This window comes from Massilistercora timonensis, assembly GCF_048354975.1.
In the GTDB taxonomy this organism is placed as follows: Bacteria; Bacillota; Clostridia; order Lachnospirales; family Lachnospiraceae; genus Massilistercora; species Massilistercora timonensis.
In genome coordinates this window covers 1-10553 of the sequence record NZ_DBGCJQ010000097.1, presented here as the reverse complement: position 1 = coordinate 10553, position 10553 = coordinate 1, and the positions used below count along the sequence as shown (strand labels likewise).

At 56.7% G+C, this 10553-nt stretch carries 8 protein-coding genes; all 8 read right to left on the bottom strand.

Annotation, left to right across the window (positions count from 1 at the left end; genetic code table 11):
* Positions 1–305 precede the first annotated feature (305 nt).
* The 8 genes from ACML7B_RS08610 to ACML7B_RS08575 all read right to left on the bottom strand — a co-directional run bounded on the left by ACML7B_RS08610 (position 306) and on the right by ACML7B_RS08575 (position 10334).
* The gene (locus ACML7B_RS08610) at positions 306–797 is read right to left on the bottom strand and encodes a prolyl-tRNA synthetase associated domain-containing protein (RefSeq protein ID WP_106788634.1); all 492 of its coding nucleotides are present in this window, start codon (positions 795–797) and stop codon (positions 306–308) included.
* A 35-nt stretch (positions 798–832) separates the two neighbouring features.
* On the bottom strand, positions 833–1783 hold the full coding sequence (locus ACML7B_RS08605; protein WP_418540643.1) for a tRNA dihydrouridine synthase: 951 nt from the start codon (positions 1781–1783) through the stop codon (positions 833–835).
* On the bottom strand, positions 1719–3602 hold the full coding sequence (locus tag ACML7B_RS08600; protein ID WP_418540641.1) for a DUF975 family protein: 1884 nt from the start codon (positions 3600–3602) through the stop codon (positions 1719–1721). Before ACML7B_RS08600 ends, ACML7B_RS08605 begins: the two co-directional genes overlap by 65 nt.
* A 2-nt stretch (positions 3603–3604) precedes the next feature.
* Positions 3605–4867, bottom strand: a complete 1263-nt coding sequence (locus ACML7B_RS08595; RefSeq protein ID WP_418540640.1) for a DUF2130 domain-containing protein — start codon at positions 4865–4867, stop codon at positions 3605–3607.
* 9 nt (positions 4868–4876) lie between these two features.
* A complete protein-coding gene (brnQ, locus tag ACML7B_RS08590; protein WP_418540638.1) occupies positions 4877–6235 on the bottom strand; it encodes a branched-chain amino acid transport system II carrier protein in 1359 nt (452 codons plus the stop codon).
* A 235-nt stretch (positions 6236–6470) separates the two neighbouring features.
* On the bottom strand, positions 6471–7205 hold the full coding sequence (locus ACML7B_RS08585) for an ABC transporter ATP-binding protein (RefSeq protein WP_418540635.1): 735 nt from the start codon (positions 7203–7205) through the stop codon (positions 6471–6473).
* Positions 7206–9653, bottom strand: a complete 2448-nt coding sequence (locus ACML7B_RS08580) for an ABC transporter permease (RefSeq protein ID WP_418540632.1) — start codon at positions 9651–9653, stop codon at positions 7206–7208.
* 9 nt (positions 9654–9662) lie between these two features.
* Positions 9663–10334 carry an ABC transporter ATP-binding protein gene (locus tag ACML7B_RS08575; RefSeq protein ID WP_418540631.1) on the bottom strand — a complete coding sequence of 224 codons (672 nt, stop codon included), beginning with the start codon at positions 10332–10334 and terminating at the stop codon, positions 9663–9665.
* Positions 10335–10553 lie beyond the last annotated feature (219 nt).

Sequence of the window (10553 nt, the reverse complement as noted above, 5' to 3'; positions counted from 1 at the left end):
CCGTATTTTTGGCCATAAAGATAATGGAGAAGGCTCCCGCCGCAAGGACGGACACACCAAATCCGATGGCCATCTTCAGGATCAGGGGGCTCCACAGGTGCCAGAGCCTCTTTCCATATGATTCCTGCCCGCCTTCGGGCATTCTATATTCCTGACTCATAGTCTTCCTCACTTTCATTCATTGCTCCTACCATTCTACTTCCCCTGACCGAAACATGCAATTAAAAAAGTATAAAAATGTCAGATCCACGAAAAAGAGACGACCTTTCCCGTCAAAAAGCCGTCTCTTCTCTTTCATTTCTTATCTATAGTTTGATCTTTACCACGTCCACGTCCAGGTTCCACAGGAATTTATCCAGGTCTTTAAAAGACAGGAACACAGTGGCTGTATTTTCCAGGGGATGAATACCCAGGCTCTTGCATCTTGTCAGGTCTTTGTCGATGAAAAACTCCACCGCGTGGTCTGTATCGTTCATAAGGCCAAAAGGAGTTACCCCGCCCTGCTTCACACCCAGGTACTTCTCCAGCCGGTCCTCAGAGGCAAAGCTTAAGTTGCCCGCTCCCAGCTGCCGTCCCAGGCTTTTTAAGTCCACCTTCTTGCTCTCCTCGCAGGTCACCAGGAAATGCCGTTTCCCCTTGGCGTCCCGCAGAAACAGGTTCTTGCACAGCGTTCCCTTCTCCGGAAGACCCAGCCGGTCCATATCTTCCATTGTATATACCGGTTCGTGCTCTACCACTTCATATTTGATCTTCTGCTTGTCCAGCGCGTCATAAACTTTTTGTTTCTGGTCTTCCATACCGGAGCCCTCCTTCTTTTTTCCTTCTCTCTGAATTATAGGGCAGCCCGCGGGGAATGTAAAGCAAAAACTTCCTCCACCGCCGCCTGATATTCCGCCAGACTGCCGGATTTCCGGATCTTTTTCGCCTGCTTTTGGCTCTCCGGGAACAACCCGATAAGATATGCCCACAGTTCCTTCATCTTGAAGAGCACCGGCCGTCCTCCGGCCCCCAGCTCCTGATACCCCTTGCAGATCTCCTCAAGAAAAGCTTTCAGCCGCTCTCTATCCAGCTCTTCCCCTGCCCTTCCTTCCATCTGTTCCACAAGGGCGGGATTGGCGATCACGCCACGGCCCAGCATGACCGTGTCCGTCCCGGGAAATTGCTCCCTCAGACGCTTTCCATCCGATGCGCAGCGGATATCCCCATTGTAGCAGAGGGGATTCCGGCTGTGCTCCCTGGCATAGGCGTAAGCCTCCAGGTTCACCCTTCCCTGATAGAAATCCTGCTGGGTCCTGGGGTGAAGGATCAGCTCTTCCAGCGGATACCGGTTATAGACAGCAAGGATCTCTTCAAATTCCTCCGGGTGATATTTCCCCAGGCGGGTCTTCACCGAGATCTTCTGATCCCCGTGGGCGAACACCTCCTCCAGGAACTGGTCAAGCGCCTCCGGGTCTGCCAGGAATCCCGCTCCCCGGTTCTTGGACACCACCGTCCTGGAAGGGCAGCCAAAATTCAGGTTTATCTCCTGGTATCCCAGGTCTTTCAGCTTCTTCATGGTGCGCAGGCAGTCACCGGCCTGATTGCTCATGATCTGAGGGATCAGGTTCATCCCCTCGTTCCGTCCCGGGTCGATCTCCCGCATCTCCCGGGCGCTGAACCCCTTCTTGCTGTGAGGTACTAAAAAGGGGGTGAAATATTTCTCCATCGGCCGGAAATATTTATGATAGGCGGCCCGATAAATATCGGTAGTGACCCCTTCCATGGGCGCAAGATAATACCGCATCTTCCGTCTCTCCTTCTTCCTCTGTCTCTGCCTTCTGATAGTCGGTGATCCCTTTCCCTTCATTCGGGTGTACGCTGGAGTAGGCAAGATCCCCCACGAATACCGCCGCCAGCGCAAGACTTACGGGCACCAGGGCTTTCCCCGGGATCCTGCGGACCTGATTGTCCAGGATGGGGGCCAGCACATAGACGATGGCCAGGCCTCCCAGACCGAATACCAGAAGCCCTTCCGCGCAGATCCTGCCGTTCAGGTTCAGGAAATATCCGCTGTAATCCCACCAGCGCTGGCCATTATGGGCTATTTCCAGGTACAGGGAGGAAAAATACTCCACGCAGCCGCACAAGACCACGATAGCCCCAAATTCCAGCAACGGCCTGGCCCTAAGCCGGTTCAGCGCCACCAGGATCAGCACGCCGCCGCAGCCGTAGATAGGCAGCCAGGGACCATGGAGCACACCCCGGTTGACAAACACTCCGTCTGAGATCAGATGGAGGCTTACTTCCCAAAGCCAGCCGATGAAAGAAAAGGCGAAAAACATCAGGATCAGCGACCACACCGAATATCTGCGGAAATAGTTGATCATCTCGATCCGGCTCCGCTTCTCGTACTCCGGAATAGCGGACATCCGGATGGGATAGGCCTTCCCGCTGATCACATCCTGCAGAGAAGCAAGCCGGATCCTGCGCTTCACCCGCTCCTCATATTCCCGCTCGTTGGCGCTGTAGAATAAAGTAACCCCGAAGAAATCCGCCAGCGCCTCCGTAAGGCTTCCGCTTTTCTTCTTCTGGACCTGCTCTTCGTCCAGAAGGTAAATCAGGTCGCTGTAGGTCTCCACCACAGTGCCCAGGTCCGGCTTCTCAAAGAGATAGGGATCATTTAACAGCTCTGCCTTTTCCCCCTCTTCCTTCTTGTAGGTTTCCCGGACCCGGACATAGTATTCCGCATAAGCGGCCATCCGATAGGGGTTGGAATAAAAGATCTCTGAGATCCCCAGGGTGGCGCCTCCTAAGATCACCCATCCCAGGAAACTCATTTCCATCAGGAAGCATTCCCACTTGTGCCCCCGCATCATCCTCCGGGACAGGGTCACTGCCTCCAGAGCCCGCACATCCGGATTCTCCGCCGCGATATAGGGCACCAGGAAATAGGAATACCGCTTGATCACGCCTCCGATAAGGGTCAGGCTCCACAGGAACTGGAAAAAGGAGGCCGCGAACATGGTGCAGGACACCCGCACCCACCGTTTCACCCGGAGCAGAAACAAAAGTCTCTGGGGAGACACCTTCTCATAGGTCCGTCCCTCCAGGAAAAACCGCCTCATGATCACGGTAAACATATTGATGAAGAAAAACCACACCAGGAATGCCAGCACCAGACTGACCACAATAAAGAGGATCAGCATGGCTTCCGTGGAATCCACCACTGAGCGCACCGCCATGATCACCGTGGCGATCATGGCCCCCGACTCGATCCGGTTGACCGCCTCGGCAAACACACCTCTGGTCCTGCCAAGCACTGCGTTGCTCCCCTGATCGTCTTTTGCCTCCTGCACCAGAGCCTGGGAAGTCTCCCGGCTCTTTTCGTCCTCCCCCATGATCGCCTCCGCGATGGCGGTGCTCATATCCGGCGTCTCCGGCACCATGCCGGTGGACACTTCCGCAGTCAGTTCTCCCTCGGAAGCCATGGTGATCAGCTCCAGGCCTCCAAAGGATTCCGCTCCGATATAACCTGCCGCCAGGCAGAGGACCACGAAGATCCAGTAATGCTGCTTCAGGGATCTCCTGGCCTGTTGTTTTAATTCCTTCCGATTGACTCTCATCCTTACTCTTCTGTTCCTTCCTGTCTCTTTCTCTCTTCCAGCTCTGCAAACTTGGCTGCCATGGTGGGATTCTTCCGGGTCAGCCGCTTGATGGTCAGATCCTCCGCCTTGTTGTTGGCAAGCCGCAGGTTATTCTCCGAGGACAGCAGCGCCTCCTTGGTCTTCTGGAGATGATCGATGGTCTTGTCGATCTCGTCGATGGCCTTCTGGAACCGCTCGCTGGCGATCCGGAGGTTCCGGGCGAACTTCTCCTTGAAGTCATTCATATCTTCCTCAAAATGGGAAATGTCGATATTCTGGTTCCTCACCACCTCCAGCTGCCTCCGGTAATCCAGAGCGTTGGTGGCCGCGTTGCGAAGAATGGTGATGATGGGAATAAAGAACTGGGGCCGGATCACGTACATCTTGGGATACCGGTGGGACATGTCCACGATCCCCTGGTTGTAAAGCTCGCTGTCCGGCTCCAGGAGGGACACCAGCACCGCGTACTCGCAGTTTTTCTCCCGGCGGTCCTTGTCCAGCTCCTTTAAGAAATCCTCATTTTTCTTCTTGGTGGCCGTCTCGTCCATCTCATTTTTCATCTCAAACATGATGGAGATGAATTCCACTCCCTCCGGGTCCGTCTCCCGGTAAATGTAATCCCCTTTGCTCCCGCTTCTGGCGTCATTATCTTTCTCAAAGTAGGCATGCTGAAATCCGGTAGCCCGCAGCTTGTTGAACTCGGTCTCACAGTGGATCTCCAGGCTCTCTCCCACCATCTTGGTGGACTGGCGGGCCTTGAAATCCTTATAATACGCCACCAGCTCGTCCTTCATCTTCAGCTGTTCCTCATATTTCTCCTTCAGGGACTGCTCCTTTAACTGGCTCTCCTTCTCCTCGGAATCCATCTGGGAGCGCAGCTTCTGGATCCTGGCGTCCCGCTCGGCAAGCTCCTGATCCTTGGCTGCGATCCGCTGCGCCAGCTCCCGCTCCTTTTCCGCCGCAGCCTTCTGGATCTCCAGATCCCGGGCGTCCTTCTCTGCCTGGAGTTTGGTCTCCAGTTCCCGGATCCGGGTCTCCTGGCTGCTGATCTGTCCGCTTAGCTTCTGCTCCGTCTTCGTCCGGGCCAGCTCTTCCGCCGCCTGCTTCTCCTGGCGGAACTGAGCCTCCCGTTCCCGGATCTCTTTCTCAAACTCTTTATCCCGCACCTGCTTCACGATCGCCGCGTAGCCGGATTCATCCACCTGAAATACTTCCCCGCACTTGGGGCATCTGATCTCCCGCATAAGTCCTCCTTACTTCTTTGCCTCCTGCGCCTCTCTCCTCTTATGGAGGATCAGTCCGATGACCAGTCCCACTGCTCCCGGACACAGCCAGCCAAATCCCAGGTCTCCCAGAGGCAACAGATCTCTGGCCGCCTGGGCCGCGCCGGTGATGTGCAGGAACCTTGCGGTCCCTTCCGGCAGGGCATTGAAGAAATCCACCAGCGCCGCGATCAGAGTGAATCCGATCACCCAGCGGTACACGATCCTGTCATTTCCAAAGGCCTTGCCAAACAAGGTCAGAAGGATCAGAGCCACCGCCAGCGGATACAGGAACATCAGCACCGGCACCGAGTAGGCGATGATGGCGTTCAGTCCCGCGTTGGCGATCACAAAAGACACCACCGCGAAGATCACAGCCCACACCCGGTAGGACGGGCCGGATGGAAACATTTTCTCAAAGGTGGCGCCGCAGCTGGTAATCAGCCCCACCGCCGTCTTCAGACAGGCCACCGTTCCGATCAGCGCCAGGATCACGATCCCGACACTGCCAAAATAATATTCCGAGATCTGGACCAGCGCGTCCCCGCCGTTTGCCGCCGCCGGGAATACGCCCCGGCTCTGGGTCCCCACAACGGTGATCAGAAGATAGATGGCGGACATGATGATGGCGGTAAATACACCCGCTTTCACCGTGCTCACTGCGATATCTTCCGGCTCCTCCACTCCAAGAGTGCGGATCACATTGATGACGATAATGCCAAAGGCAAGGCCTGCCAGCGCGTCCATGGTATTATACCCCTCCAGGAAGCCCTTGAAAAACGCGCCGGAAGCATAAGCGCCCTGGGGCGCGATCTCGCTGATCTCTCCCATGGGAGCCGTCAGAGCCCGCAGCACCAGCACCCCCAGCAGCACCAGGAATAACGGCGTCAGCACCTTTCCCACCCAGGTCAGGATCTCCCCCGGCCGCAGGGCAAGAAACAGGGCCACCGCGAAAAAGGCAAAGGAGAAGATCCCCAGGGCCAGCGTCTGGCCCTGCGGAGAAAGCACCGTCCCAGGCCCGATGGTAAAGGATACCGTGGCACATCTTGGAATGGCGAAGAAAGGACCGATGGTCAGATACAGGGCACAAGTAAAGAACATACCGTACCCCCTCCCGATCCGGCTACTCAGTTCCAGAAGCCCGTTCTCCCGGCTGATACCCAGAGCCGCCACGCCAAGGATGGGAAGCCCCACGCCGGTCAGAAGGAATCCCGCCGACGCCTGCCACACATCCGCGCCGGCAAGCTGCCCCATGGAAACCGGGAAGATCAGGTTCCCCGCTCCAAAGAAAAGTCCAAATAGCATGCTGGCGATCACCAGCGACTGTCGAAAATTCAACTTCTTCGTCATAATCCGTCCCTCTCATCTCTCTTATGTATTTTCTGACATCCAACTTGGCCTGTCCCCACAGACCAGATTACGTTCCTCTATTATACCACCTCAAGCTTGTCCCTACAATGGCTGACTTGTCAAAAAGGTACAGGGCAAAATGCATTTGGGTACACCCCATTCTTCATTTGGGTACAGGGTAAAACGCAATTGAGGACGTAGCCTTTTTGCAAAAGGCTACGTCCTCAATTGCGTTTTACAATTCCCGGTCTCGTATGATCTGTCCATCCTCCATATACAGGATCCGGTCGCACTGCCTTGCCAGCTCTTCGTCATGGGTCACCATCAGGATGGTCACCTGGTAAATGTCATTCAGCCGCCGGAAGAGTTCCATCACCCCGTTCCGGTTGGCCTTATCCAGGTTCCCGGTGGGCTCGTCGGCCAGCAGCACCGAAGGGGACATAACAAGCGCCCTGGCGATGGCGGCCCGCTGCTGCTGCCCGCCGGAGAGCTGACTGGGAAGGGCTTCCCGTTTTGCTTCCAGTCCGGTCTCCCGCAATAGCCCCAGCAACTGTTTCTCCTTTGCTCTGCGCCCGTCCAGAAGCAGGGGCAGGATGATATTTTCCTCAATGTTCAGCGCGGGAAGAAGGAAAATGGACTGGTACACCATCCCAATGCTGCGCCTGCGAAAGACCGCCCGTTTGCTCCGCTCCATCTGGTACAGATCCTTCCCTTTGATCCACACGCTTCCTCCGTCCGGCTCTTCTATGCCGCCCAGCACGTGGAGCAGGGTAGATTTCCCGCACCCGGAGGGTCCCAGGATGGCCGCGAACTGGCCTTTTGGGATCTGGAAGCTGGTCTCTTTCAGCGCGTAGACCGGATTTTCCTGGGTCCCATAGGTCTTGCAGATCTTCTGCGCCCGCAGCCCTTCTATATTCAGACAGGGTTTTCCCACCTGCCCTGTTTTCTTTCTTACTGGTTCTGTCATCATCTATTCCTCCCTCCGTATAGTCTCCACCAGATCCAGGTTCTTCATCTCCCGCAGCAGGAAGATAAGAGGCAGGATCACCACGCACGCCGTCATCACCGCCTGGCCTGCCACCAGGTCCCAGGGCACATCCATAGATGACGTCATCTGGGGCGCACCCCCGTCGCTGTATAAGCCGGTCAGGATAAAGAGACTGACCGGGATCCCAAATCCAAGCCCTGCCAGGGCATATAAGAAATGCTCCAGGATCAGCATTTTCAAAACTCTTCTCCTGGTCATACCGATGGTCTGCAAGAGGGCAAATTCCCTGCGCCGTCTCCGGAGAGAAGCCGCGTCTTTTTGCAGCACCACCAGAAGCGCCGCCAGAGAGCAGGCGCTCACCAGGGCCGCCACCAGCATAAGATGAAGGCCTTTGCCGCCTACGAAGAAGGACTGCTGGTATTCCTCCGCAAAGCTTACAACTTCCAGTCCGCCAAGCCCCATCTCTTGCGCCAGCGCCTCGATCTCCTCCCGGATCTTTTCTTCCTCTCCTGCCCGCCTGGGGGCATTCCCGGGATATACCACTTCATTTAGATCCGCCCGCCGGACCTCCCCGGTTTTTGTCACATCCCGGTCAAGGGCGATCTCCAGGCAGACCGTTCCTTTCTGTTCCGCCCCAAACAACTGGTCAAAGGTGTCCATGGGCACGTAAAGGATACTGTCCCCCTCCGTATAGAAGAAATCCGAGGCAGCTTCCGCCTGCGCCGCCGTCTTAAGATACTCTGAGCGCAGCATTTCCTCATGCTCGCCGGGCAGGAGAATGAGGGCCAGCGGAAGTTCCTTTAATTCCCCCTGGATCATCAGCGGAAATGTGTTCTCCTCATAGGGAGCTCTCTCCGCTCCCACCAGGATCCCCAGGTCTTCTGCCCTCGCCCCGGACCGGGCCAGCTTCCCCTGTTCCTCCCCGTAACGGAGATACCGCCGGAAGGTGGCTTCATCCACCCCCACGACCCGCACCAGATAGCAGAGGGCCAGCTGCGCCTGCAGTTCCTTCTCCCGGGCGTCAAAATGATCCGACTCATAGAGATCCACATTCCGCCGGACGTGAAGTTCCTCCAGATAGGCTTTGATCTCTGCAAAAGACAATCCCTCTGTTGCATTGTAGTCCTCCGCCTCTTTCACCACGGACACCTGAGCCACTCCCTCCAGGCTTTCGATCCTCCCAGCCAGTTCTTCCAGCGTCTCTTCCTTTGCAGCTCCGCCGTCTGTACCGGCGCCGCCCGTCTCCGTCTTCGCCCACAGGGATACCCTGGGATAATCCTGCCCCTCCTCATAAGAAGCCGCCAGCCCCCGGACGTACGTCATCCCGTTCAGGAACACGCACAGGGAAATCACCAGCAAAGCACAGGACACCCCGTAATTCCTGTGGTTCAGGATCACATTCTTGGCCGCCAGCAGAGTTTCCGCCTTGAAGAAATGCCGTTTCGCCCGCAGAAGCACCGTGGTCCGGTTCACTTCCTCCTCCCGGTCATAACCGCTGACAAGATCCAGGATCCGCTCCTTCCTCGCCCTGGCGTAGAGGCCGGAGGCAGAGCAGAGGATCACCGCCCCGCTTCCTGCCAGAACCGCCCCCAGCCACAGCGGGCTGACAGCAAGCTCCAGGTCATAAGTCGGCAGGAACCGCTCATTTAACTCCCGGCAGGAGAGAAAAAGCGCCAGCAGTCCAAGGCCCATCCCCAGGGGAACCGCCAGCGCCCCGGCCAGCAGGTTTTCCCCGTAGATATAGAGGCGCTTCTGCCCGTCCGAGATCCCGATCCCGTCCAGAAGCCCCACTGTCTTAAGCTTCTCCTCCATGCCAGAGATCACCACGTAATAGAGGATCACCGCCGCGAAAATGGTGATCACAAAATCGATCATCCCAATAGCCCAGGCGGATCCCGCCTTCACCTCAGAGGCATTGAGCCCGTAATAGCTCAGCAGCTTATTGTTGAAGGTAATATCATAACTGGAAATAACCGTAAGGTTTCTCCGGGAGAACACGATCTCCCGCTCTTCCTCCGGAAGCGGGTCCATGTCGATCTCCGCCCCCAGTTCATTTACTTCTTTAAAAATTCCGTGGGTCCGGTGGCGGTAAGTCACCCCGCAGCACACCCGCCCCTGCAGGTCCTCTCCTTCCTCTCCATCCCCTATGCTGCCAGAGTCCCGGGGGCATTCCGCAAGCCTCCACATCTTACGGATCCGCCCGTTTTCCTCCAGCCTTTGCGCCTGCTCCCCTGTCAGGTTGTGGAACACCGCCTCGTAAGGCCCGTTTTCCTCGATCTCCTGCCGGATCATGGCCTGCAGGCAGGAGGTAGAGAAGATGGTCATCACCGTGATGAGAAAGACCGCCGCCGTCATCCCCAGCACCAGCACTGCGAACCGGGCCGGTTTCTGCCGAATCTCTTTTGTTGTCACTTTCCATAAGATTCCCATACCTGTCACCTACCAGGGAAATATCTGTCCGTCCCGGAGCACCAGGATCTGATCACAGATCTGGGCCAGATCCAGATCGTGAGTTGCCATCAGCACCGTCCGGTTCCAGGTGCCGGCGCACTCCCTCAGAAGTCCCATGATCTCCAGAGACTGCCTCCGGTCCAGCCGGGCGCAGGGTTCGTCCGCCAGAATGATCTCCGCGTCCGAGAGAAGGGCCCGCCCCAGCACCACCCGCTGCCGCTCCCCGCCGGAGAGCCTGGCCGGGAACCGCCTGCGAAGCCGGGTAAGGCCAAGAGCCTCCAGGATCTGCTCCAGCCGCTCTTCCTCCACCAGCCGGCCTGTGTCCATGGCCATGGGAAGAAGGATATTTTCCTCCACCGTAAGCCCCGGAAGAAGCGCTCCCTCCTGGAGCACCAGGCTGATATGCCTGCGCCGGAACAGAGTCCTTTCCTCTTCCTTCATCTCCCCCAGGTCCCGGCCCAGAAGAAACACCTGCCCCTCATCCGGTTCCTGCAGACCCGCCAGCAGATGGATGAGGGTTGTCTTGCCCGCGCCGGAGATCCCGGTAAGGGCCGTAAACGTCCCTTCCTCCAGCCTAAAACTTGCCCCGGAAAGCACCGGTTCTCCTTCCCCTCTGTCTGTAAATCTTTTCTTAAGTCCCTGAACTTTCAGTATCTCCATTTCCCTGTTATCCTTTCTGCCTTCCAGTATACCATCCGCTCCTGACAATCCTATGACAAAAGGGATGGGAAATTCTTACATTTCTGTCAGAACTTCTCCCATCCCTTTACTTCTCCTTACGCGCAAGGGGCAGGAACACGGAAAATGTGCTTCCTTCTCCTGGCCTGGAATCCACCTTCACATACCCCTTCTCCTGCTCCAGGATCAGCCTTGCAAGGT

Coding starts and splice junctions, on each gene's coding strand:
- ACML7B_RS08610 (WP_106788634.1), bottom strand. CDS start 797: ATGGAAGACCAGAAACAAAAAGTTTATGACGCGCTGGACAAGCAGAAG.
- ACML7B_RS08605 (WP_418540643.1), bottom strand. CDS start 1,783: ATGCGGTATTATCTTGCGCCCATGGAAGGGGTCACTACCGATATTTAT.
- ACML7B_RS08600 (WP_418540641.1), bottom strand. CDS start 3,602: ATGAGAGTCAATCGGAAGGAATTAAAACAACAGGCCAGGAGATCCCTG.
- ACML7B_RS08595 (WP_418540640.1), bottom strand. CDS start 4,867: ATGCGGGAGATCAGATGCCCCAAGTGCGGGGAAGTATTTCAGGTGGAT.
- brnQ (WP_418540638.1), bottom strand. CDS start 6,235: ATGACGAAGAAGTTGAATTTTCGACAGTCGCTGGTGATCGCCAGCATG.
- ACML7B_RS08585 (WP_418540635.1), bottom strand. CDS start 7,205: ATGATGACAGAACCAGTAAGAAAGAAAACAGGGCAGGTGGGAAAACCC.
- ACML7B_RS08580 (WP_418540632.1), bottom strand. CDS start 9,653: ATGGGAATCTTATGGAAAGTGACAACAAAAGAGATTCGGCAGAAACCG.
- ACML7B_RS08575 (WP_418540631.1), bottom strand. CDS start 10,334: ATGGAGATACTGAAAGTTCAGGGACTTAAGAAAAGATTTACAGACAGA.